We start from the raw sequence: 25217 nt of genomic DNA, 5'->3' as shown, positions 1-25217 counted from the left end.
AGCACGCTTTCAGACACCCGCAATCTTGCGGTTTAATTTTTTTCGCTGACGAGGAATGCGGAAAACTGCGGCGACATCCAGGTGGTAAAGCCCTCGCCTTGTTTGATAATCATAAACACCGCCAGCCCTTCCCTTTTCACCACGTCTTTCGCCTGCTCGGTGCCGAGCACCATTAAGCCGGTATCCCAGGCATCGGCTTCCAGCGCGGTTGGCGCAATCACCGTCACCGACACCAGTGCGTGTTCAATGGGGCGACCGGTGCGCGGGTCGATAATGTGCGAGATGCGCTTGCCATCGAGTTCGTAATAGTTGCGATAACTGCCGGAAGTGCTGATGCCGTGACCATTAATATCGACCACCGCTTGCGCGGCGTTTTCCCGATCGGTTGGCTTCTGGATCGCCACGCGCCACGGTTGCCCTTGCGCATTCATGCCGCGGCTGGCGAGCGCGCCGCCAACGGAGACCAAATAGCGCGCGATGCCTTCCCGTTCCATTAGTTGTGCCAAATGATCCGCTGCGTAACCTTCACCGACGGTGGATAAATCAACAAACAGATCCGGCAGATCTTTTTGCAAAAACTGCTCGCCCGCGCGATTGATCACGGCTAAATGTTGCAGGCCCGTTCGGGCTTTCGCCGCCGCGATCTGCGCCTGATCCGGCGTTTTCACCGGCTGCTTATCCGGGCCGAATCCCCATAAATTCACCAGCGGGCCGACGGTAATATCCATTGCGCCATCGGTTTTATCCCCTACCCGCAACGCGGTGGTGACAATGTCCGCCATCGCGGCGCTCACCGGCCACGGCACGGTGCTGGACGCGTGGTTGAAGCGCATTAATGACGAGTCATTTTTCCACGTCGACAGTAAGTGGTCGTCGGCATCCAGTTGCGTCTGAATTTTTTGCTGGAGTGCCTGCGCTTGCTGGCGCTCAACATTGACGACGCTGACACGCCAGAATGTGCCCATGGTTTTGCCTTCCAGCACGGTTGGCTTTGCCGGGTTATCGCTGTCGCAACCAGTTAAAACGAAGAGCACCGCAACCACACCGGCGCGAAGAAAAGTCATCGCCATTTTTGTTATCTCCTTGTTGGCGGCAAGCGTACATCAAAAATCGGGCAATAAAAAAGGGGCCTTTCGGCCCCTTCGCACTGTTCGTTATGAACTTAGAACTGGTAAACCAGGCCCAGTGCAACGATGTCGTCGGTGCTGATGCCAGCCTGACGAGTAAAGGTGTTGTCGTCCAGCAGGTTGATTTTGTAATCAACGTAGGTGGACATGTTTTTGTTGAAGTAGTAAGTCGCGCCAACATCAACATATTTCAGGATATCCTGATCACCGAAGTTAGCCGTGCCGGTGTTGTTGGTGATGTCCTTACCTTTAGATTGCAGGTAAGCGATAGACGGACGCAGACCGAAGTCGAACTGGTACTGAGCAACCACTTCGAAGTTCTGCGCTTTGTTGGCAAAACCGTAGATGTCGCTGGTGCTCTGAGAATTACCAAAGCGCGTTGCGTTATAGGTCTGAGAGTACTGGGCAGCCAGGTAGATATTGTTGGCATCGTATTTCAGGCCGCCGCTGTACACTTCAGCGCGATCGCCTTGGCCATACAGCGCGTCATTGCCGAGCGCGTTTTGGTCAGCAGAACGTTTGGAAGAAGACACTGCGCCACCAATACTGAAGCCTTCACCCAGATCCCAGGTCAGGGACGCGCCGTAGCCGTCGCCATTCTGTTTCAGCGTGCTACGACCAGTGTCGTTCTCGCCGCTTGCACTGCCATTTTTGCCCTGATACTGCAGAGCAAAGTTCAGGCCATCAACCAGACCGAAGAAGTCAGTGTTGCGGTAGGTTGCAACGCCGTTAGCACGGGATTGCAGGAAGTTGTCTGCACCGTAGGTGTCGCCGCCGAATTCCGGCAGAACGTCGGTCCAGGAAGTGACGTCATAAATAACGCCGTAGTTACGACCGTAGTCGAAAGAGCCAGCGTCAGCAACGCGAATACCGGCGAATGCCAGACGGGTCCATGCCTGATCGCTTGAGGACTCGGTATTGTTAGCCTGGACGTTGTATTCCCACTGACCGTAGCCGGTTACTTGATCATTGACCTGTGTTTCGCCTTTGAAGCCGAAACGAACATAAGACTGGTCACCATCAGAACCGTCGTCATCAGAAAAGTAATGCAGACCATCAACTTTGCCATACAGGTCTAATTTATTGCCATCTTTGTTATAAACTTCAGCCGCATTCGCTGCGCCCGCTACCAGCAGAGCCGGTACCAGGAGGGACAGTACTTTAACTTTCATTTTATTAACCCTCTGTTATATGCATTTTTTTATTGCCACTGCTTGCTGACCAACCTTCTAATCAGCTGGCGAATTCATTGTGCTCAAAAATCCAGATTAATCCAACGTTAATATGATACGAAAACTTTGAAGATGTTTCATATTTAATGATAGATGTTTCATTTTGTAATTTTCAGGGAACTTTTTTCCGCACGGATAGCTAAAGAATATAGCATCAATAATCAAATAAATATTAAATATACATAATATTCAGCAAGTTACGCATGAAATTTTGATAGCACTGAATGCAAAACCCAAAAAGAAATTCGCTACTAAAATACCCAACGCTATCATCATTAACTTTATTTATTACCGTCATTCGATTCTGAATGTCTGTTTACCCCTCTTATGACCGGATGCTTCGCATTCGGTTTTTTTTTACCTTTCTTTACGTAGAAGTGCGTTAAAAATACATATTACGCGAATTTGTAATGACTATTAATTAATCAACAAACATGCCAGTTTTTTTCTGCTTGCATAATAGTGTGATTAATCTCTTGTTATTTTGTGCGATCTGTTTCAAACGAAACGGTAGATATTTGTACAATTCCTTAACGCCTGTACGTTTTGACCGCTGCGATTCACAAATATGCATATTCATGCATTATTCAGGCCTTTCCTGCAAAGAGAGTCTGGAAATTCACCCATTTACCGATATACTGCCTGCTGTACACTACTCTGCAGCACAACATCTATAAGCTCGCCGTGCAGTAAAACGGCGCTTACGGCATGGCAGCAATATTGTCTCAGCGCATGCTGAGGTTCATCAGCAGTGTTGTCATAACGGGTTACACACACGAATGAGTCAATCTGACACAATGATCCCTGGCAAATTTTCCCTTATACCGGGCAACATTACCCGTTACTTTCTTTTATTGATTATTGTCCTGCTGGTAACGATGGGGGTGATGATCCAAAGTGCGGTCAATGCCTGGCTAAAAGACAAAAGCTATCAAATCGTCGATACCACACACGCCATCCATAAACGCATTGATATGTGGCGCTATGCCACCTGGCAAATCTACGACAATATCGCCGCAGCGCCTCCCGCCACACCCGGTGACGGTTTGCAGGAAACGCGTTTGAAGCAGGATGTTTACTACCTGGAAAAACCACGACGCAAAACTGAAGCGCTGATTTTCGGCTCGCATGACAGCTCGACGCTGGAGATGACTCAGCGCATTTCGACCTATCTGGATACGTTGTGGGGCGCGGAAACGGTGCCGTGGTCGATGTATTATCTCAACGGCCAGGATAACAGCATGATTCTGGTCTCGACGCTGCCGCTCAAAGATCTCACCTCCGGCTTTAAAGACTCGACCATCAGCAATATTGTCGATACGCGCCGCGCAGAGATGTTGCAGCAGGCCAACGCCCTTGATGAGCGCGAAAGTTTCTCTTCTCTGCGCCGCCTGGCCTGGCAAAACGGCCACTACTTTACGTTGCGTACCACCTTCAATCAACCAGGTCATTTAGCGACCGTGGTTGCTTTTGATCTGCCGATTAACGATCTGATTCCGCCGGGCATGACGCTGGACAGCTTCCGCCTCGATCCGGATACCGCACCCGTTAATGCGCGCGGGCAGGATAAAGAAGCGAACGACAGCGTTTCCGTCAATTTCAACAGTTCACGAATTGAGATCTCCTCTTCACTGAGCGGAACCGGTTTACGGCTGGTCTGGCAGGTGCCGTTTGGCACGCTGATGCTCGATACATTGCAGAACGTTTTGCTGCCGCTGCTGCTAAACATTGGTTTGCTGGCGTTAGCGCTGTTCGGTTACACCACGTTCCGCCAACAGCCGGGGCGCAAAACCGACAACCTGGCCGCTCCCGGTGCGAATAATGAGTTACGCGTGCTGCGCGCGTTTAATGAAGAGATTGTCTCGCTGCTGCCGCTCGGGCTGCTGGTGCACGATCAGGAAGCGAACCGCACGGTGCTAAGCAACAAAATCGCCGACCATCTGCTACCGCACCTTAATCTGCAAAATATCACCGCGATGGCCGATCAGCACCAGGGTGTGATCCAGGCGACCATCAATAATGAATTGTATGAAATCCGCCAGTTTCGCAGCCAGGTCGCCTCGCGCACGCAGATCTTTATTATTCGCGACCAGGATCGCGAAGTGCTGGTGAATAAAAAGCTCAAGCAGGCCCAGCGGTTGTACGAGAAAAACCAGCAGGGTCGTGCCACCTTTATGAGCAACCTCGCGGACTCGCTGAAACAGCCGGTGAAAGCGTTGGCCAGCGAAGCAGCGGCGTTGCAAAGTGAGGAAGCGAACCAGTTGGCGAGTCATGCCGACAGGCTGGTGCAACTGGTGGATGAAATTCAACTGGCGAATATGCTGGAAAGCGACAGTTGGAAAGGCTCCCCTTCTCTGTTCTCGATTCAGGATTTGATCGATGAAGTAGTGCCGGAAGTTCTGCCAGTTATCAAGCGCAAAGGCTTGCAGCTATTGATCAACAACCATCTGCCGGCCAATGAAGAGCGGCACGGCGATCGCGATGCGCTGCGCCGTATTTTGCTGCTGCTGATTCAGTACGCGGTGACTACCACGCAAATGGGCAAAATCACCCTTGAGGTGAATATGGATGAGTCGGCGGAGGATCGCCTGACATTCCGCATTCTTGATACCGGCATCGGCGTGAACGCCAGCGAGATCGACAACCTGCACTTCCCGTTCCTCAACGATACGCAGAGCGATCAGTATGGCAAAGCCAACGCCCTCACCTTCTGGCTGTGCGATCAACTGGCGCGCAAATTGGGCGGCCATTTAAATATCAAAGCGCGCGAAGATCTCGGTACCCGTTATTCATTACATGTGAAAATGGCAGCCCGATCACAGCAAGCAGAAAGTGAAGAAAAATTACTCGATGACGTTGTGGCGATGATCGATATTACGTCCAACGAAATCCGTAATATCGTAGTACGCCAGTTGGAAAACTGGGGAGCAAGCTGCATTTCCCCGGATGAGCGGCTATCCAGTCAAGAATATGACCTCTTTTTGACAGATAATCCGTCTAATCTTACTGCCTCCGGCTTGCTTTTAAGCGATGATGAAGCTGGCGTGCGGAAAATTGGTCCTGGCCAATTGCGCGTCAACTTTAATATGAGCAATGCGATGCAAGGAGCAATATTGCAGCTTATAGAAGAGCAACTGGCGCAGGGGGATGTACCGGAATCGCCTTTGGGGGGCGATGAAAACGCCGAACTCCACGCCAGCGGCTATTACGCGCTGTTTGTTGACACAGTACCCGATGATGTTAAGAGGTTGTATACTGAGTCGGCGTCGCGCGATTTCGCTGCGCTGGCACAAACGGCACACCGCCTGAAAGGGGTGTTTGCCATGCTTAATCTGGTACCTGGTAAGCAGTTGTGTGAAACGCTGGAGCAGTTAATTCGTGAGAGTGACGCTCCAGGCATAGAAAATTACATCAGCGACATTGACGCTTACGTCAAGAGCTTGCTGTAGCAAGGTAGCCTAATACATGAACAATATGAACGTAATTATTGCCGATGACCATCCGATTGTACTGTTCGGTATTCGTAAGTCACTCGAACAAATCGAATGGGTCAACGTAGTCGGTGAATTTGAAGACTCTACAGCGCTCATTAACAACCTGCCGAAACTTGAGGCACATGTATTGATCACCGATCTGTCAATGCCGGGCGACAAATACGGCGATGGCATCACGTTGATCAAATACATCAAGCGCCACTTCCCGGCGCTGTCGATTATTGTGCTTACCATGAACAATAACCCGGCCATCCTGAGTGCCGTGCTGGATCTGGACATTGAAGGTATTGTGCTGAAACAGGGCGCGCCGACAGATCTGCCGAAAGCACTGGCAGCACTGCAAAAGGGTAAGAAATTTACCCCGGAAAGCGTTTCCCGCCTGCTGGAAAAAATCAGCGCTGGCGGTTACGGCGACAAACGTCTGTCACCGAAAGAGAGCGAAGTATTGCGCCTGTTCGCAGAAGGTTTCCTGGTAACGGAAATTGCCAAGAAGCTGAACCGCAGTATTAAGACCATCAGTAGCCAGAAGAAATCAGCCATGATGAAACTGGGTGTGGATAACGATATCGCACTGCTGAACTATCTCTCCTCCGTCACCTTAACCCAGACGGAAAAAGAGTAATTCCCGCAACCCCGGCACCCGCCGGGGTTCTTTTTTTCCGCTATTTATTTCCTGCCGTTTCGTACCCGCGCTGCATAAGCAGCCAGCGTTTGCTTCAGCACATCCAGCGTCACCGGTTTCGACAGGCAACTATCCATGCCCGACTCCAGACAACGCTGTTTCTCTTCCGCCAGCGCATTGGCGGTGACGCCGATAACCGGTAGCGTCAGGCCCAACTGGCGAATACGCTGCGTCAGGCGATAACCGTCCATATTCGGCATGTTGACATCGCTGAGCACGATATCGATCGGGTTCTTACTCAGTACGTTCAACGCATCCACGCCGTCATTCGCGGTCTTACACTGGTAACCCAGTGAACCCAGTTGATCGGCCAGTAAACGGCGGTTGATAGGATGATCGTCGACCACCAGAATCATCATATCGTCGTTATGCGACACATCAGCTGTTTCAGCCGGCAACGCAGTGGTCGTTTGCGGCTCAACCACCTGCACGCGATAAATACGTCCCAGCAAAGCCAGCAGGTCGTGCGGTGACGCGACGCTGTGCAGCCATTCGCCCGGTGCGCGTTCCAGCGGAATACCAATATGGCGACGGCAGAAAATAACCGCGGCACGCCCGGTCCACGGCTGCGCCAGTTCATCATCGGAAATCAATGTGTCTTGATTTCCTAACTCGCGCCCATCGTACTGTTTCACCTGAATGCCGTTCCAGCTAAGCAGCGTTTGCAGATATTGCGACAACGACGCGTTACGCACCGCCAGCCAGCAACAGGTATCCGCCAGCCCGTCGACATCCGCGCGCACCGACGGCACTGTGTTATAGAGCGGAATGCGGATCGTGAACTGGCTGCCCATACCCGGTTCGGTATCCACCGCGATATCGCCGTCCATCATGTTGATCAGCTTTTCGCAAATCGCCAGCCCCAACCCGGTGCCCTGGAAGTTACGCTGCACGCCCGTTCCCACCTGGAAGAACGGGTCGAACAAGCGCACCACTTCTTTGCCAGGGATCCCCACGCCGGTATCTCGCACGCGAATGCTGAGATAATCCGCATCACGCTGCACGTGCAGGACGATACAGCCAATATCGGTAAATTTAATTGAGTTGCTGAGCAGGTTAGAAATCACCTGCTGTAAACGCATCGGGTCGCCATTTAATGACACCGGCACATCCGGCTCAATAAAGCAGTACAGCCCCAATTGTTTACGCACCACCAGCGGCAAATAGTTGGCGGTAATATGGCTCATCACTTCGCGCGGTGAAAACTCGCGTGGCTCGATTTTTAACTGCTCAGATTCAATTTTCGAGAAGTCGAGAATATCGCTGATGATTTTCAGCAACAGGCTGGACGAGTTATTCATCGCCGTGACCAGCCTGTCGACGCCTTTTGGCAGCTCTTTGGTTTGCAGCAGATCAAGATTACCGATAATGCCGTACAAAGGCGTGCGCAATTCGTGGCTGACGGTCGCCAGGAACATCGATTTCGACTGGCTCGCCTGCTCTGCCGCTTGCGCCATCTCCTGCAACGACTCTTCCATTTTGACGCGTGCAGAGACATCCACCAGCACGCAAATCGCCACGTTTTCATTGCGATAGCGCGAATGCACAAAGCTGATTTGCAGATTGGTATTGTTGCTGGTCAGCACATCGACAAAATTGACCTGCTGACCGCAAATGATTTGCGTCAGCCGCTGGCGGTCTTCGTGCGTCAGCATATTGAGGTAGTTATGCGCCAGCTCGTTACTCAGAATATTGGTGCCGTCCTGCGTGCGCAGGATGCAGATGCCGACCGGCGCGGAAGCAACGATTTTGCGGTTGAACTGTTCATGTTCTTCAAGGCGCTGCGCATCATTTTCCGCCGGAATAAAGATGCGTCGTTCATACATGCGCGCCAGGGTAAACAGCGCAACGCCAACCAGCACATTGAGCAACACGGCGTTAAGGATCAGCATGCGAATGCGTTCCAGCACCAGATCCACCGGCACTGAATAGACCACGCTTAACGAAGATGGTGGCAGGCTCTTTTTCAGGATTAATTCGCGGAAACCGGAGGTGTAGCCAAACCACGAGCGCTCCTGCAACCAGTGCGGATCGGCGGTAATGCCGCTATCCTGCCCGTTCAGGGAAATCAGTGTATGACCATTGTCATCAATAATGGTCACGCCGATCGGTAAGCTGCCAGGTGTGTAGAAGTTTTCCATACGGATCGACTGCTCGGTGCCGAGCAATGCTTGCAGGCGATTGCCGAGATAAACCGGCGTCAGCGCGTAAAAATACCCGATGCCCGGACGCGGCCCCTGGCTCATCCAATAGACGTTGTTGCTGCGCTCGTCCTGCGGCGCATTGCGGTATTTCACAATACGTTCATGCAGGCTTTTCAGGGTGTCGTCACGCTCGACCGGCATATCGCGCAGGCCAAAATCGGCCATACAGAGATTGTCGCTGCCAATCAAAAAAACACGGTTCAGATCGTAAGCGGCAGAGAAATTATCGCGCCAGTAGCGCATAAACCACGCCAGCGATTCCAGCGAACCACGCCAGGAGTTACCCATGGCGGAACAGTCAGAATCCGGGAACAGCGGTAAAAATGCGGGCACTTCGGTTTTGTCGCCGCGGGTGCGCGACGTGAGAATGCCGTTTTCCGCCGTCAGGCGGTTTTCAGCAATGTACTTCAGCTCCTTCATCACATCAGAGGTACGCTGAATGTAGCGCTGCGCCTGATCGGAACTTAGGTTGAATTCCTGGCGAATTTCCGACTCTTTATCATGCAAGGCATTAACGATGTAAAAGACAGAGAAAAAGGCAATCAACAGCCAAAGCAATAGCGCCAGCGCCCTGAACAAATAGCGGGAGACTTTCAGGGTACTGCGAAAAGAGACGAGGTATTTCAACCTGGGGAAACTCCGCCACAAGGAAGTTAAAAAAGAGTGTGGTTAAAGTAGCGATAAATCGCAAAGGTCGCAATGGCAATGAAAAAGGGCCGGAAACCGGCCCTTTATAGCGCGTTATTCGGCGTCGTCATCCGCCGCATCGTCATCGGTGTCGACTTCCGGCGCGATATCATCATCGCCTTCCGCCACGCTGCCGTCGATGGAGTCGAGCTCTTCGTCATCCACCGGTTCAGCCACACGTTGCAGACCCACCACGTTTTCATCTTCCGCCGTACGGATCAGAATTACGCCCTGGGTGTTACGACCGACCACGCTGATTTCCGAAACGCGAGTACGCACCAGCGTACCGGCATCAGTGATCATCATGATCTGGTCGCAATCATCAACCTGCACTGCACCGACCACAGAACCGTTACGCTCGGTGACCTTGATGGAGATAACACCCTGCGTACCGCGCGATTTGGTCGGGTACTCGGTTTCTGCGGTACGTTTACCGTAACCGTTTTGCGTTACCGTCAGGATTGCACCTTCGCCGCGCGGCACGATCAGCGAAACCACGCTGTCGCTACCCGCCAGGCGGATACCGCGCACGCCCGTTGCCGTACGGCCCATCGCACGCACTGCGCTCTCTTTAAAGCGCACCACTTTACCGGCGGCAGAGAACAGCATCACTTCGTCGCTACCGGAAGTCAGATCGACGCCAATCAGCTCATCGCCTTCGTTCAGGTTGACGGCAATAATGCCGGCAGAACGCGGACGGCTGAACTCGGTCAGCGCGGTTTTCTTCACAGTACCGCTGGCGGTCGCCATAAAGACGTTCACGCCTTCAGCGTATTCACGCACCGGCAGGATCGCGGTGATACGTTCATCCTGCTCCAGCGGCAGCAGGTTGACGATCGGACGACCACGCGCGCCACGGCTCGCTTCCGGCAACTGGTAAACCTTCATCCAGTAGAGACGTCCACGGCTGGAGAAGCAGAGGATCGTGTCGTGGGTGTTGGCCACCAGCAGGCGGTCAATAAAGTCTTCTTCTTTAATACGTGCAGCCGATTTACCTTTACCACCGCGACGCTGAGCTTCGTAATCGGTCAGCGGCTGATACTTCACATAGCCCTGATGCGACAGCGTCACAACCACGTCTTCCTGGTTGATCAGGTCTTCGATATTGATATCAGCGGTGTTAGCGGTAATTTCGGTACGACGCTCGTCGCCAAATTGCTCGCGAACCAGCTCAAGCTCTTCGCGAATCACTTCCATCAGGCGCTCTGCGCTACCGAGGATGTACAGCAATTCAGCGATTTGACCCAGTAGCTCTTTGTACTCTTCGAGCAGTTTTTCGTGCTCAAGGCCGGTCAGTTTCTGCAAACGCAGATCCAGAATCGCCTGTGCCTGCTGTTCGGTCAGGTAGTATTTGCCATCGCGAATACCAAACTCTGGCTCCAGCCACTCCGGACGCGCCGCGTCATCGCCAGCACGTTCCAGCATGGAAGCAACGTTGCCCAGATCCCACGGCTGTGCGACCAGGCCCGCTTTCGCTTCTGCCGGCGTCGGCGCGCGACGAATCAGTTCAATAATGGGGTCGATGTTTGCCAGAGCAACCGCCAGCGCTTCAAGGATATGCGCGCGGTCACGGGCTTTACGCAGTTCGAAAATCGTGCGGCGGGTCACCACTTCACGGCGGTGGCGAACAAACGCGGCGAGAATTTCTTTCAGCGTCATGATCTTCGGCTGACCATGGTGCAATGCCACCATGTTGATCCCGAAAGAGACTTGCAGCTGCGTCTGCGAGTAAAGGTTGTTGAGAACCACTTCACCCACGGCATCGCGCTTCACTTCAATCACAATGCGCATACCGTCTTTATCAGACTCGTCGCGCAGTGCGCTGATGCCTTCAACGCGTTTATCTTTCACCAACTCGGCGATTTTCTCGATCAGGCGCGCTTTGTTCACCTGGTACGGAATTTCATGCACGATGATGGTTTCGCGGCCGTTTTTCGCGTCGGTTTCCACTTCCGCGCGGGCGCGAATGTAGATCTTGCCGCGACCGGTGCGGTAGGCTTCTTCGATACCACGACGACCGTTGATGATCGCCGCGGTCGGGAAGTCCGGCCCCGGAATGTGCTCCATCAGCCCTTCAACGCTGATGTCTTCATTATCAATGTAGGCCAGGCAGCCGTTGATCACTTCCGTCAGGTTGTGTGGCGGAATGTTGGTTGCCATACCAACCGCGATACCGGAAGACCCGTTAACCAGCAGGTTCGGGATCTTGGTGGGCATCACATCAGGAATTTTTTCAGTGCCGTCGTAGTTATCAACGTAATCGACGGTTTCTTTTTCGAGATCGGCCATCAACTCATGGGCAATCTTCGCCAGGCGGATTTCCGTATAACGCATCGCCGCCGCAGAGTCGCCATCGATGGAACCGAAGTTCCCCTGACCATCAACCAGCATGTAACGCAGCGAAAACGGCTGTGCCATACGGACAATGGTGTCATACACCGCGGAATCACCATGGGGATGGTATTTACCGATTACGTCACCAACGACACGGGCAGATTTTTTGTAGGCTTTATTCCAGTCGTTGCCCAATACGTTCATGGCGTAAAGTACGCGACGGTGAACCGGTTTCAGGCCATCTCGGACATCCGGAAGTGCACGGCCAACAATGACCGACATCGCATAATCCAGATAGGAGCTTTTCAGCTCTTCCTCAATGTTGACCGGTGTAATTTCTCTCGCAAGGTCGCTCATCTAACCGCTATCCCTCTACTGTATCCCGGATTCAAAGGTCGCAAATTATAACACAACCGCTTTAATACAGGTAAACCTATAACACCCTCGCAAAGGTTTATTCATCCCGTTGGCCTGATATACTCACCCGTCTTATTGAGAGAGGAGTAAATGCGCCCATGAATGCCGAAAAATCGTCGGTCGCTCAGAACGTTGATCACGCTGAAATCGCCAAATTTGAAGCCGTCGCTTCACGCTGGTGGGATAAAGAAGGCGAGTTTAAACCCCTGCATCGCATTAACCCGCTGCGTTTGGGCTACATTGGCGAACACGCCGGCGGCTTATTCGGTAAGAAAGTGCTGGATGTCGGCTGCGGCGGCGGCATCCTGGCGGAAAGCATGGCGCAAGAAGGCGCGGTGGTGACCGGGCTGGATATGGGTTTTGAGCCATTGCAGGTTGCCCGTCTGCATGCGCTGGAGTCTGGCGTGCAAGTTGAATACGTGCAGGAAACCGTTGAAGAGCACGCGGCAAAGCACGCACAACTTTATGATGTCGTGACCTGCATGGAGATGCTGGAACACGTACCCGACCCGCAATCCGTTGTAAAAGCCTGCGCGCAGTTGGTTAAACCCGGCGGTCACGTCTTTTTCTCGACCATCAACCGCAATGGCAAATCCTGGCTAATGGCGGTCGTCGGTGCGGAATATGTGCTGCGCATGGTGCCGAAAGGTACGCACGATGTGAAGAAATTCATTAAACCCGCTGAACTGTTAAGTTGGGTCGATGACACCGTGTTACAGGAGCGTCACATGACCGGCTTACACTACAACCCACTGCTGAACCAATTTAAGCTTGGGCCGGGTGTTGATGTGAATTACATGTTGCATACAACAGCCAAAAAATAACTAACGTCATCACTTAATCTTATAAAGATTGCGCGGTCTCAATCTGCGCAATCGCCTTCGCCGATGAAGAAATCAGCACTCGATCAAATTTTCATTTTTTTTTTAAGATTATTGACATGCCCTGCAAGCCTTACGCGACGAGGACTTAGCGTTTATTACGCTTTCGCAACCTCAATTTAACCTCAAAATCAACTCTTGTACTGAAAAGAATCCTTACTAGAATACTCACCATATAGCGTTTCTCTTATCGCATACCCCCTACATATAGTATTTATCCACAGAGTTAGTCACAGCGGCGTTTTGTGGATAAACGGGGGATATTTTTATTTCACGGACAGGTAATCACATGAATCAGAGTCTGCTGGTGACAAAGCGTGATGGTGGCACTGAGCGCATCAATCTCGACAAAATTCATCGAGTACTGGATTGGGCGGCAGAAGGCCTGAGCAACGTTTCCATCTCCCAGGTTGAACTGCGTTCCCATATTCAGTTCTACGACGGTATCAAAACCTCCGATATCCACGAGACCATTATCAAAGCCGCTGCGGACTTGATCTCCCGCGACGCGCCGGACTACCAGTACCTGGCCGCGCGCCTGGCCATTTTCCACCTGCGTAAAAAAGCCTACGGTCAGTTCGAACCGCCTGCGCTGTTTGATCATGTGAAGAAAATGATTGAACTGGGCAAATACGATCATCATCTGCTGGAAGACTACACGGAAGAAGAGTTCCAGCAGATGGACGGTTTTATCGACCACTGGCGCGATATGAACTTCTCCTACGCGGCGGTTAAGCAGTTGGAAGGCAAATATCTGGTACAGAACCGCGTCACCGGTGAGATCTACGAGAGCGCGCAGTTCCTGTATATGCTGGTTGCCGCGTGCCTGTTCTCCAACTACCCGCGTGAAACCCGTCTGGATTACGTGAAGCGCTTTTATGACGCGGTATCGACGTTCAAGATTTCCCTGCCGACGCCCATCATGTCCGGCGTGCGCACCCCGACTCGCCAGTTCAGTTCCTGTGTGCTGATCGAGTGCGGCGACAGCCTGGACTCCATCAACGCCACCTCCAGCGCGATCGTGAAATACGTTTCCCAGCGCGCCGGGATCGGTATCAACGCCGGTCGCATCCGTGCGCTGGGTAGCCCGATCCGCGGCGGTGAAGCGTTCCACACCGGCTGTATTCCGTTCTACAAACATTTCCAAACCGCCGTGAAATCCTGTTCCCAGGGCGGCGTGCGCGGTGGCGCGGCCACGCTGTTCTACCCGATGTGGCACCTGGAAGTGGAAAGCCTGCTGGTACTGAAAAACAACCGTGGCGTGGAAGGCAACCGCGTGCGTCACATGGACTACGGCGTACAGATCAACAAGCTGATGTACACCCGCCTGCTGAAAGGGGAAGAGATCACCCTGTTCAGCCCGTCCGACGTGCCTGGCCTGTACGACGCATTCTTCGCCGATCAAGACGAGTTCGAACGCCTGTACACCCAATACGAAAAAGACGACAGCATCCGCAAACAGCGCATTAAAGCCGTTGAGCTGTTCTCGCTGATGATGCAGGAACGCGCATCGACTGGCCGTATCTACATTCAGAACGTCGACCACTGCAACACCCACAGCCCGTTCGATCCGGCGATCGCGCCGGTGCGCCAGTCCAACCTGTGCCTGGAAATCGCGCTGCCGACCAAGCCGCTGGATGATGTCAACGACGAAAACGGCGAGATTGCGCTTTGTACGCTGTCTGCGTTCAACCTGGGCGCGATTAAAAATCTCGACGAGTTGGAAGAGCTGGCAACGCTTGCGGTTCGCGCGCTCGACGCCCTGCTCGACTACCAGGATTACCCGATCCTCGCCGCAAAACGCGGTGCAATGGGTCGCCGCACGCTGGGTATTGGCGTGATCAACTTCGCTTACTGGCTGGCGAAAAACGGCAAGCGTTACTCCGATGGCAGCGCCAACAACCTGACGCACCAGACCTTCGAAGCGATTCAGTACTGGCTGCTGAAAGCCTCTAACGAGCTGGCGAAAGAGCAAGGCGCGTGCCCGTGGTTCAACGAAACCACTTACTCGCAGGGTATTTTGCCGATCGATACGTACAAGAAAGATCTTGACGGTATTACCAACGAGCCGCTGCATTACGATTGGGAAGCGCTGCGCGAATCCATCAAAACCCACGGTCTGCGTAACTCCACGCTTTCCGCGTTGATGCCGTCTGAAACCTCGTCGCAGATCTCCAATGCCACCAACGGCATTGAGCCGCCGCGCGGCCATGTAAGCATCAAAGCGTCGAAAGACGGGATCCTGCGCCAGGTTGTGCCGGATTATGAGCAACTGAAAAATGCCTACGAACTGCTGTGGGAAATGCCGAATAACGACGGCTACCTGCAACTGGTCGGCATTATGCAGAAGTTCATCGATCAGTCGATTTCAGCGAACACCAACTACGATCCGTCTCGCTTCCCGTCGGGTAAAGTGCCAATGCAGCAATTGTTGAAAGACTTGCTCACCGCCTACAAATTTGGTGTGAAGACGCTGTACTATCAAAACACCCGCGATGGCGCGGAAGATGCCCAGGATGATCTGGTGCCATCCATCCAGGACGATGGCTGCGAAAGCGGCGCTTGTAAGATTTAATCTCGTGCCGGATGGCGGCGTAACGCCTCATCCGGCCTACACATGATCACGCGATATTGTAGGCCGGATAAGCGCAGCGCCTTCCGGCATTCGAAGCACCATCCTGCATTTCATTTCAGACAGGACACATTACATTCATGGCTTACACCACCTTTTCACAGAAGAAAAACAACCAGCTACTGGAACCGATGTTCTTTGGTCAGCCGGTGAACGTGGCGCGCTTTGATCAGCAAAAATATGACATCTTCGAAAAACTGATTGAAAAACAACTCTCCTTTTTCTGGCGTCCGGAAGAAGTTGATGTTTCCCGCGACCGCATCGATTTCCAGGCGCTGCCGGAACACGAAAAGCACATTTTTATCAGCAACCTGAAATACCAGACGCTGCTGGATTCCATTCAGGGTCGTAGCCCGAACGTCGCGCTGCTGCCGCTGATCTCCATTCCGGAACTGGAAACCTGGGTCGAAACCTGGGCGTTTTCAGAAACTATCCACTCGCGCTCATACACCCACATTATCCGCAATATCGTTAACGATCCGGCGGTGGTGTTTGACGACATCGTGACCAACGATCAGATCCTCAAGCGCGCGGAAGGCATTTCGCACTTCTACGATGATTTGATCGAGATGACGAGCTACTGGCATCTGCTCGGCGAAGGCACACACACGGTGAACGGCAAAACCGTGACCGTGAACCTGCGCGAGTTGAAAAAGAAACTCTACCTGTGCCTGATGAGCGTGAACGCGCTGGAAGCGATTCGCTTCTATGTCAGCTTCGCGTGCTCTTTCGCTTTCGCCGAGCGCGAACTGATGGAAGGCAACGCCAAAATTATCCGTCTGATTGCCCGCGATGAAGCGCTGCACCTGACCGGGACGCAACATATGCTGAACCTGCTGCGTTCTGGCGTCGATGATCCGGAAATGGCGGAGATTGCCGAAGCGTGCAAGCAGGAGTGCTACGACCTGTTCGTTCAGGCGGCGGTGCAGGAAAAAGAGTGGGCGGAATACCTGTTCCAGGGCGGTTCTATGATTGGCCTGAACAAAGATATTCTCTGCCAGTACGTGGAGTACATCACCAATATCCGTATGCAGGCGGTCGGCCTCGATTTGCCGTTCCAGACCCGCTCCAACCCGATTCCGTGGATCAACACCTGGCTGGTGTCCGATAACGTGCAGGTTGCGCCGCAGGAAGTGGAAGTCAGCTCCTATCTGGTCGGCCAGATCGACTCGGAAGTCAATACCGACGATCTGAGTAACTTCCAGCTCTGATGAGCCGCATAACGCTTCGCCTTTCCGGCACGCAAGTGCAGTGCCGGGATGAGCACCCTTCTCTGCTGGTGGCGCTTGAGTCGCAACAAGTGGAAGTTGAATACCAGTGCCGCTCGGGCTACTGCGGCTCCTGCCGCTGTCGCCTGGTGGCAGGCCAGGTTGACTGGATTACCGAGCCGCTGGCCTTTATCAACGAAGGGGAAATTTTGCCCTGCTGCTGCCGGGCAAAAGGCGATATCGAAATCGAGATGTAAACCCGCAGGCCTGATAAAAATGTCGGATGGCGGCTCCGCCTTATCCGACCTACGGTTTGCAACCTACAACGGCTTATCTTTTAAAAACTGCACCGCTTTGTCCGGGAAATCGGTAAATAACCCATCTACCCCGGCCTGGTTGTACAACACATCGTAAAGCTGATTCACATCGCTGGCGTACTCCGGCAACTGATCGGCGCGCACGGTAAACGGGTGCACCTGCAAATGGCTGGCATGCGCCTCTTTCGCCATCGCGGTCAGTTTCACGCTATTTGGCGTTGAACCATCCGCCACCAACATATGGTAATCCGGACCAATTCCGTCAGCGTATTTGGCAATCTCTTTCATCGCGCCCGGTTTCAGCATCCAATCATAGTTGTAATTAACCCATTTCCCATCCGGCTGTTTCTGCTGGGTTTCTTGCCATTTGGTGTAGGCAATCAACTGTACCAGATTGAGATCCATCCCCATCTTCGGTTCCAGTTCGTTCTTAATACGCTTCAGTTCATCGGCGTCAAAACACTGCAAATAAACTTTGTCCTGCTTGCGGGTGTAACCGTACTTTTTCAGCACGTCCAGCGTCGCCGTCGCAATGTCTTTGCCTTCCTGATGATGGAACCACGGCGCTTTAATTTCCGGGTAGATACCAATGTTTTTGCCGGTGGAGTGGTTCAGCCCCTGCACAAACTCAATTTCCTCTTCAAAGGTATGAATCCGGAAATCGGATTTGCCCATCGGGAAACGCCCCGGAAACACCTGCTCTTTTTTGCCGTTTTCCAGCTCAAAGCCTTCGGTGAATTTCAGCGAGCGGATCTCATCCAGCGTGAAATCGATGGCGTAAAAACGTCCATCTTTACGGGCTCGTTCCGGGAAACGCTCGGCGACATCCGTCACGCGATCCAGATAATGATCGTGCAAGACAACCAAGCGGTCGTCTTTGGTCATCACCAAATCCTGCTCCAGATAATCCGCGCCCTGCGCGTAGGCCATCGCTTTGGCGGGCAGCGTGTGCTCCGGCAAATAACCGCTGGCGCCACGATGGGCGATAACCAGTTTATCGGCAGCCAGCGCCTGGCTTGCCATCAGGCCTGCCAGCAGCAGACCTGAGGTAATACGCGTAAAAGTGGTTTTCATTACGGCTCCTTTTATTGACGGCGCGCAAGCACGTCGGCGTGGTGGCGTTTTTCGCCGATCATCACAACAATCAGCAACAATACCGCCAGAATGCTACCGCCAATCATCACCATAAAGCCGCCGTCCCAACCGAAGAAATCCACGGTATAACCGACAATGGCGCTGGCAGCGACGGAACCGCCGAGATAACCAAACAAGCCGGTAAAGCCCGCTGCGGTACCGGCGGCCTTTTTCGGTGCCAGCTCCAGCGCATGCAAACCAATCAGCATCACCGGGCCGTAAATCAAGAAGCCAATGATGATCATGCAGGCCATGTCCACGCTCGGGTTGCCCGGCGGGTTCAGCCAGTAAACGACCGTCGCGATGGTCACCAGCGTCATAAAGAACACGCCGGTCGCGCCACGGTTGCCGCGGAACACTTTGTCCGACATCCAGCCACACAGCAGCGTGCCGGGAATGCCCGCGTATTCATACAGGAAGTACGCCCACGAGGATTTATCCAGCGCGAAGTGCTTCACCTCTTTCAGGTAGGTCGGTGACCAGTCGAGAATGCCGTAACGCAGCAGGTAGACAAATACGTTCGCCACCGCGATATACCACAGCAATTTGTTCGGCAAGATGTACTGCATAAAGATCTGCTTCGCCGACAGTTCTTCTTCGTGCTTGTCGCTGTAATCGTCCGGGTAGTCGTTTTTGTACTCTTCAATCGGCGGTAAACCGCAGGACTGCGGGGTATCGCGCATCAGGGCGAAGGCGATAATCGCCACCAGAATCGCGCCGAAAGCGGGCATATACAGCGCCGCATGCCAGTCGTTAAACCACGCCATCCCTAACAGGAACAGCAACGGCGGAATGCCGCCGCCGACGTTATGCGCGCAGTTCCATACCGAAACAATGCCGCCGCGCTCTTTTTGCGACCACCAGTGCACCATCGTACGACCGCACGGCGGCCAGCCCATACCCTGGAACCAGCCGCAGAGAAACAACAGCACAAACATAATCATGATGCTGGAGGTGGCCCACGGCACAAAGCCCATAAACAGCATCACCGCTGCCGCCAGAATCAACCCGGCAGGCAAGAAGACGCGCGGGTTCGAGCGGTCCGAGACCGAGCCCATAATGAATTTCGAAAAACCGTACGCAATGGAAATGCCCGACAACGCAAAGCCCAGATCGCCACGGGAAAAACCCTGCTCAACCAAATACGGCATCGCCAACGCGAAGTTTTTGCGCACCAGGTAATACGCGGCGTAACCGAAGAAGATGCCAAGAAAGATTTGCCAGCGTAAACGGCGATATAACGGGTCAACCTGTGCGTCCGGCAAACGCGATTGGTGAGGGGCAGGTTTGAAAATGCTCAGCATAAGCGGCCTCCGTGGCGCGGTAAGGCTCATGACATTAATCATCATGAGTGAAAACGAACATAATTTGAGTTAATCGCGGCGAAGTGTAGAGATAGTTTTGACCAGATAAAACAAAATGTCGTAGATAATGTTACAGAAATATGACAAACATCTAACTTCGTGCTCAAAGGTGTCTGTTATTTTCGTTTTTTGTTCGTTTATGCGCGATATCAAACAAACCACAGCAAGAGTATGGCTAAATGGCCGGCAAAGAACGTCGACTAGCCAGGACACCACCATGCCTAACTCCAGTGACTACGATGTGATCATTATCGGCGGCGGCGCAACGGGCGCTGGCATTGCCCGCGATTGCGCCCTGCGCGGCCTGCGCGCGGTGCTGCTCGAACGCCACGATATCGCCACCGGCGCGACCGGGCGTAACCACGGGTTACTGCACAGCGGCGCGCGTTATGCGGTGACGGATAATGAATCCGCGCGCGAATGTATCGCTGAAAACCAAATCCTCAAACGCATTGCCCGCCACTGTATTGAACCGACCGATGGCCTGTTTATCACCCTGCCCGAAGATGACCTTGGCTATCAGAAACTGTTTATCGACGCCTGTTTGCAAGCCGGTATTCCGGCGCAGGCGATTTCGCCGCAGGATGCCTTGCGCATAGAGCCTGCCGCGAACCCGGCCTTGATTGGCGCCGTGCGCGTGCCGGACGGCACCGTCGATCCCTTCCGCCTGACTGCCAGCAATATGCTGGATGCCCGCGAACACGGCGCGAAAATCCTCACCGGGCATGAAGTCTGCGGGTTGATTCGCGAGGGCGATACGGTGCGCGGCGTGCGTTTGCGACACGCGGCCAGCGGCGAAACGCAGGAGATCTACGCTCCCATCGTGGTGAATGCCGCCGGAATTTGGGGCCAGCGCATCACCGAATATGCCGACCTGCGCATTCACATGTTCCCGGCGAAAGGCGCGCTGCTGATCCTCGATCACCGCATCAACCAACATGTGATCAACCGCTGCCGCAAACCGGCCGACGCCGACATTCTGGTGCCTGGCGACACCATTTCCCTGATTGGCACCACCTCGACACACATCGATTATGCCGATATCGATAACCTGCGCGTGACGCCCGATGAAGTGGATATTTTGCTGCGCGAAGGCGAAAAACTGGCGCCAATCATGGCACGCACGCGCATTTTGCGTGCTTACGCCGGGGTTCGCCCGCTGGTCGCCAGCGATGATGATCCCAGCGGGCGCAACGTCAGCCGGGGCATTGTGCTGCTGGATCACGCCAAACGCGACGGGCTGGAGGGTTTTATCACCATCACCGGCGGCAAGTTAATGACCTACCGCCTGATGGCGGAATGGGCGACAGATGCGGTGTGCCGCAAACTGAACCACAGCGCCACCTGCACCACCGCCACCACGGCGCTGCCCGGTTCGCGCGAATCCACCGAACAGGCGCTGAAAAAAATCATCTCGCTGCCCACGCCGCTACGCGGCTCTGCGGTTTATCGCCATGGCGATCGCACGCCGGGCTGGCTGGGCGGCGATCGGCATAATCGCAGCCTGGTGTGCGAGTGCGAAGCGGTCACGGCGGGCGAAGTGCAATATGCAGTGGAGAACCTCAACGTCCACTCGCTGCTGGATTTGCGCCGCCGCACGCGCGTCGGCATGGGAACTTGCCAGGGCGAACTCTGCGCCTGTCGCGCCGCCGGGTTACTCAACCGGCTGCATGTCACCAACGAAAACGAATCCCTCAGCCAACTGGTGGATTTTCTCAACGAGCGTTGGAAAGGCATTAAACCTGTCGCCTGGGGCGATGCGTTACGCGAAAGCGAGTTTACACGCTGGGTTTATCAAGGTTTGTGCGGGCTGGAAAAGGAGACGGAAGATGAGATTTGATACGGTGATCATTGGCGGCGGGCTGGCGGGGTTGCTGTGCGGGATTCGCCTAAGCGAAAGCGGCCAGCGCTGCGCCATTGTCAGCCGGGGCCAGAGTGCGCTGAGCTTCTCCTCCGGTTCGTTAGATTTACTGTCGTATCTGCCGGACGGCCAGCCGGTCGACAACCTGGAAAGCGCAATCGCCCAGCTTCAGCAACAGCATAGCGAACATCCCTATGCCCGGCTTGGCGCACAGCGCGTGCGCCAGTATGCGCAGCAAACGCAAACCCTGCTCGCCGATTGCGGTCTGGCGTTACAGGGCGATGTGGATACGCCGCACCAGCGCGTCACTCCGCTCGGAACCTTCCGCCAGGCGTGGCTTAGCCCGCAGGAAGTACCGTTAAAAACGCAGACCCGGCTACACACCGGCGTGGTTGGCATCAGTGGTTTTCTCGATTTTCAGCCACAACTCGCCGCTGGCGCACTGCGTAAACGCGGCATTGACGCCCAGGCCGAAGAGATCGAGCTACCGCTGCTTGACCGGCTACGCGATAACGCCAGTGAGTTCCGCGCCGTCAATATCGCCCGCCAACTGGATTTGCCGGAACACTTTGAGGCACTGTATGCAGCGCTGCGCCCGCTGAGCGAGCAGTATGAAATGCTCTACCTGCCCGCCTGTTTTGGCCTGACGGACAGTGTTGTGTTTGATCGCCTGAACCAACAACTCGCCTGCCCGCTGCGCCTGTTGCCGACGCTGCCGCCGTCTGTGCCGGGCATGCGCATGCAACATTTGCTGCAACAGCGCTTTACCCGCAGCGGCGGAAACTGGATGCCCGGCGATGACGTGCTGCGCGCCGATACTAACAACGCGCGCGTCACGCAGTTATGGACGCGCAAGCATGAAGATATCCCGCTGCGCGCGCGCCATGTGGTGCTCGCCAGCGGCAGTTTTTTCAGTAACGGATTAATCGCCGGGCGCGATCGCGTACGCGAAGCGGTGTTTGATCTGGATGTGTTGCAAAGCGCAGAACGGCGCGACTGGTATCGCGACGATGTGTTTGATACGCAGCCATGGCAACAATTCGGCGTGCGAACCGATGAACATCTGCACGGCCTGCGACACGGCGAGGCGCTGGACAATCTCTTTGTTATCGGCTCTGTGTTGGGCGGGTTTGATGCCATCGCGCAGGGCTGTGGCGCAGGTGTTTGCGCCGTGACCGCGCTGCACGCGGCGCAACAGATCCTAGCTCAGGGAGGCGAATAATGAACAGCAGCCCATTTGAAAGCTGTATCAAATGTACCGTCTGCACCACCGCGTGCCCGGTCAGCCGCGTTAACCCGGCGTATCCCGGCCCGAAACAGGCCGGCCCGGATGGCGAGCGGCTTCGCCTGAAAGATGCCGCGCTGTATGACGAGGCGTTGAAGTACTGCACAAACTGCAAACGGTGCGAAACCGCCTGCCCGTCGGGGGTAAAAATCGGCGATATTATTCAGCGCGCCCGGGCGCAGTACGCAACAAAACCGTTTTCCGTGCGTAACGCGATCCTCAGCCACACCGATTTGATGGGCACACTTTCTACACCGGTAGCCCCGCTGGTTAATGCCGCAACGTCTTTAAAACCGGTGCGTCAGTTATTGGATAAAGCTTTAAAAATTGATCATCACCGCACGTTGCCAAAATATTCCAACGGCACATTTCGCCGTTGGTATCGCAGCGTCGCGGCCAAACAGCAGACGTTCGCGCAGCAGGTGGCGTTTTTCCACGGTTGCTATGTCAATTACAACCACCCGCAACTGGGCAAGGATCTGATTCAGGTACTGAATCATATGGGCATCGGCGTGCAGTTATTACAACGGGAGAAGTGCTGCGGCGTGCCACTGATTGCCAACGGATTTTTCGACAAAGCGAAAAAGCAGGCGCAGTGTAATGTGCAATCGTTGGAGCAGGCAATTGGCATGGATGGCCTGCCGGTGATTGCCACCTCCTCCACCTGCACATTTACCTTGCGCGATGAGTACCCGCACCTATTGGAAGTAGATAACAGCCATGTGCGTGCACATATCGATTTAGCCACGCGCTGGATTTGGCGCATGCTCGACGAAGGGCGCAGCCTGACGCTTCGCGAGACGCCGCTGAAAGTGGTTTATCACACGCCGTGTCATATGGAAAAAATGGGCTGGACGCACTACACGCTGGAGCTGTTGCGACGCATTCCGGGGCTGGAACTCACAGTGCTGGATTCGCGCTGCTGCGGGATTGCCGGGACGTATGGTTTCAAAAGTGAAAACTACCCGACCTCGCAGGCGATTGGCGCACCGCTGTTTGCGCAGATTGAAGCCAGCGGCGCGGATCTGGTGATAACAGATTGCGAAACCTGTAAATGGCAGATTGAGATGTCCACCAGCAAACGCTGCGAACATCCCATTACTTTGCTGGCGCGCGCATTAGGCTAGCGGCGTTTGCTCCACCGACAGGGTTTCGACGACATTGATCCAGCCGTGGTCGCTGGCAATGTCTTTGCCCGCCAGCCAGCGGCGCAGGATATTCAACGCCATCATCGCGCATACTTCCTGGCGCACCACCAGACCGTGGCGGTTGGTGTTGAATTTCACCCGCAATGCGCGCGTGCCTTCCGGCGTTGCCAGCGCGAAGTTCAGGCAATCGTCTTCAAGGCCGGTCACGGTTAATGCCAGCCCGGCAAGATGCCGGTCGCGCAGTTCGGTGGTCCAGCGAGCGGTTTGCGCCAGCGCTTCCGCCTGCGAAGGCAAGACTTCGCTGGCCAGTAGCGGCGCACCCGCGCGGGAGAGTTGCAGGGCCACTAACCCGCCGGTGAACTGCTCGCTCAGAGTCAGGCTTAACTGGCGCTCGCGCAGGGCAGCGGCCAACGCAGTGGGTAACCCGTCGGTTCCTTCGAAAATCAGGCTCTCGCCCGCCACGCGTTTCACTTCCGGCCACAGGGCTTCCATCGCCGTGCGCTGCTCTGCCGGGCCGGTCAGTTTCAATTCAATAATCGGCATCGATGAACGGTAGCCCATCACCACGCCTGGCGGCAGGTCGAGGTGTTGAAGGCTCTGCGCCAGGTCGCTTTCCGAGCGGCCAAACGTGGTAAGGCGCAGGCAAACCGGCGGTTGCGGTAAGGTAAAGCGCTCGCGCAGACGCGGCAGGATTTCGCGCTCGACCATCACTTTGAATTCCGACGGCACGCCGGGAGTGAAAAACATCAGGCAGCGATTCAACTGGATAGCGAAACCGCAAGCGGTGCCGACCGGGTTATCCACCAGCTCTGCGCTGGCCGGAATTTCCGCCTGTTTGCGGTTGCTCGGCGCCATCACGCGACCGCGCTCGGTGAAAAAACGTTCCATCTGCGCCAGCCAGGCTTCGTGCAACACCAAGCCCTCGCCTTTCGCCGTCGCCGCGGCCATTGCGCTCAGGTCGTCGCTGGTTGGCCCCAGCCCACCATTAACAATCAGCACATCCGCCTGTTCGCTGCGCTCACGCAAAATGGTCACTAGATCGTCGAGATTGTCGCCGACGGTATTGCGGCGCGTTAACGGCAGCCCCTGGTTAAAGAAAAAGTCAGCCAGCCAGGCCGCATTGGTATCAATAATTTGACCATGCAGTACTTCATCGCCGGTCGATAACATCTCCACATTTAACATCGTTAGCTCCTGCAATCGGGGTTGA

At 54.4% G+C, this 25217-nt stretch carries 16 protein-coding genes; 9 read left to right on the top strand and 7 right to left on the bottom strand.

Going from position 1 to position 25217, the window contains the following annotated elements; translation table 11 throughout:
- Nucleotides 1–32: 32 nt before the first annotated feature.
- Nucleotides 33–1070 (bottom strand): FAD:protein FMN transferase ApbE, encoded by a 1038-nt coding sequence (gene apbE, locus AAEY27_RS07575; RefSeq protein ID WP_342324346.1) that lies wholly within the window; start codon nucleotides 1068–1070, stop codon nucleotides 33–35.
- A 92-nt stretch (nucleotides 1071–1162) separates the two neighbouring features.
- On the bottom strand, nucleotides 1163–2299 hold the full coding sequence (locus AAEY27_RS07570) for a porin OmpC (protein WP_342324345.1): 1137 nt from the start codon (nucleotides 2297–2299) through the stop codon (nucleotides 1163–1165).
- Between the two features lie 839 nt (nucleotides 2300–3138).
- Between AAEY27_RS07570 and rcsD the strand changes: the two genes are divergently transcribed.
- Together rcsD and rcsB are read left to right on the top strand one after the other, a co-directional pair.
- A complete protein-coding gene (rcsD, locus tag AAEY27_RS07565; RefSeq protein ID WP_342324344.1) occupies nucleotides 3139–5808 on the top strand; it encodes a phosphotransferase RcsD in 2670 nt (889 codons plus the stop codon).
- Between the two features lie 16 nt (nucleotides 5809–5824).
- Nucleotides 5825–6475, top strand: coding sequence for a response regulator transcription factor RcsB (gene rcsB, locus AAEY27_RS07560; RefSeq protein WP_342324343.1), 651 nt, complete (start codon nucleotides 5825–5827; stop codon nucleotides 6473–6475).
- Between the two features lie 44 nt (nucleotides 6476–6519).
- Here the strand turns inward: rcsB and rcsC are convergent, their stop codons facing one another.
- Nucleotides 6520–9366 carry a two-component system sensor histidine kinase RcsC gene (gene rcsC, locus AAEY27_RS07555; RefSeq protein WP_342324342.1) on the bottom strand — a complete coding sequence of 949 codons (2847 nt, stop codon included), beginning with the start codon at nucleotides 9364–9366 and terminating at the stop codon, nucleotides 6520–6522.
- A gap of 114 nt (nucleotides 9367–9480) precedes the next feature.
- Entirely contained in the window at nucleotides 9481–12117 is a 2637-nt protein-coding gene (gene gyrA / locus AAEY27_RS07550; protein WP_342324341.1) for a DNA topoisomerase (ATP-hydrolyzing) subunit A, read from the bottom strand.
- 158 nt (nucleotides 12118–12275) lie between these two features.
- Between gyrA and ubiG the strand changes: the two genes are divergently transcribed.
- The 4 genes from ubiG (at nucleotide 12276) to yfaE (ending at nucleotide 17155) form a co-directional block, all read left to right on the top strand.
- The gene (gene ubiG, locus AAEY27_RS07545) at nucleotides 12276–13001 is read left to right on the top strand and encodes a bifunctional 2-polyprenyl-6-hydroxyphenol methylase/3-demethylubiquinol 3-O-methyltransferase UbiG (RefSeq protein ID WP_342324340.1); all 726 of its coding nucleotides are present in this window, start codon (nucleotides 12276–12278) and stop codon (nucleotides 12999–13001) included.
- A gap of 346 nt (nucleotides 13002–13347) precedes the next feature.
- On the top strand, nucleotides 13348–15633 hold the full coding sequence (gene nrdA / locus AAEY27_RS07540; protein WP_342324338.1) for a class 1a ribonucleoside-diphosphate reductase subunit alpha: 2286 nt from the start codon (nucleotides 13348–13350) through the stop codon (nucleotides 15631–15633).
- A gap of 137 nt (nucleotides 15634–15770) precedes the next feature.
- Nucleotides 15771–16901: a class Ia ribonucleoside-diphosphate reductase subunit beta gene (gene nrdB / locus AAEY27_RS07535; RefSeq protein ID WP_342324336.1), complete on the top strand. Its 1131-nt coding sequence runs from the start codon at nucleotides 15771–15773 to the stop codon at nucleotides 16899–16901.
- Nucleotides 16901–17155 carry a class I ribonucleotide reductase maintenance protein YfaE gene (gene yfaE, locus AAEY27_RS07530; protein ID WP_342324335.1) on the top strand — a complete coding sequence of 85 codons (255 nt, stop codon included), beginning with the start codon at nucleotides 16901–16903 and terminating at the stop codon, nucleotides 17153–17155. Before nrdB ends, yfaE begins: the two co-directional genes overlap by 1 nt.
- A gap of 63 nt (nucleotides 17156–17218) precedes the next feature.
- Here yfaE and glpQ read toward each other — a convergent pair whose 3' ends face one another.
- Nucleotides 17219–18289: a glycerophosphodiester phosphodiesterase gene (gene glpQ / locus AAEY27_RS07525; RefSeq protein ID WP_342324334.1), complete on the bottom strand. Its 1071-nt coding sequence runs from the start codon at nucleotides 18287–18289 to the stop codon at nucleotides 17219–17221.
- Nucleotides 18290–18300: 11 nt separating this feature from the next.
- A complete protein-coding gene (glpT, locus tag AAEY27_RS07520) occupies nucleotides 18301–19653 on the bottom strand; it encodes a glycerol-3-phosphate transporter (RefSeq protein WP_342324333.1) in 1353 nt (450 codons plus the stop codon).
- Nucleotides 19654–19930: 277 nt separating this feature from the next.
- On the opposite strand from glpT, the gene glpA reads away from it, so the two are divergent.
- From glpA to glpC, 3 genes are read left to right on the top strand one after another with little or no spacing between them, the layout of a single operon-like run.
- Nucleotides 19931–21553, top strand: a complete 1623-nt coding sequence (gene glpA, locus AAEY27_RS07515) for an anaerobic glycerol-3-phosphate dehydrogenase subunit A (protein ID WP_342324331.1) — start codon at nucleotides 19931–19933, stop codon at nucleotides 21551–21553.
- A complete protein-coding gene (gene glpB / locus AAEY27_RS07510; protein ID WP_342324329.1) occupies nucleotides 21543–22796 on the top strand; it encodes a glycerol-3-phosphate dehydrogenase subunit GlpB in 1254 nt (417 codons plus the stop codon). The genes glpA and glpB overlap by 11 nt, the downstream gene beginning before the upstream one ends.
- Complete coding sequence (gene glpC, locus AAEY27_RS07505) at nucleotides 22796–23986, top strand: anaerobic glycerol-3-phosphate dehydrogenase subunit GlpC (protein ID WP_342324327.1); 1191 nt, start codon at nucleotides 22796–22798, stop codon at nucleotides 23984–23986. Before glpB ends, glpC begins: the two co-directional genes overlap by 1 nt.
- Here glpC and AAEY27_RS07500 read toward each other — a convergent pair.
- The gene (locus tag AAEY27_RS07500) at nucleotides 23978–25192 is read right to left on the bottom strand and encodes a nicotinamide mononucleotide deamidase-related protein YfaY (protein ID WP_342324326.1); all 1215 of its coding nucleotides are present in this window, start codon (nucleotides 25190–25192) and stop codon (nucleotides 23978–23980) included. The genes glpC and AAEY27_RS07500 overlap by 9 nt on opposite strands.
- Nucleotides 25193–25217: the final 25 nt, after the last annotated feature.

The sequence above is a fragment of the Kosakonia sp. BYX6 genome, assembly GCF_038449125.1.
In the GTDB taxonomy this organism is placed as follows: Bacteria; Pseudomonadota; Gammaproteobacteria; order Enterobacterales; family Enterobacteriaceae; genus Kosakonia; species Kosakonia calanthes.
Note: the sequence above shows the minus strand (reverse complement) of the source record. Positions and strands in the feature narration are given on the sequence as shown.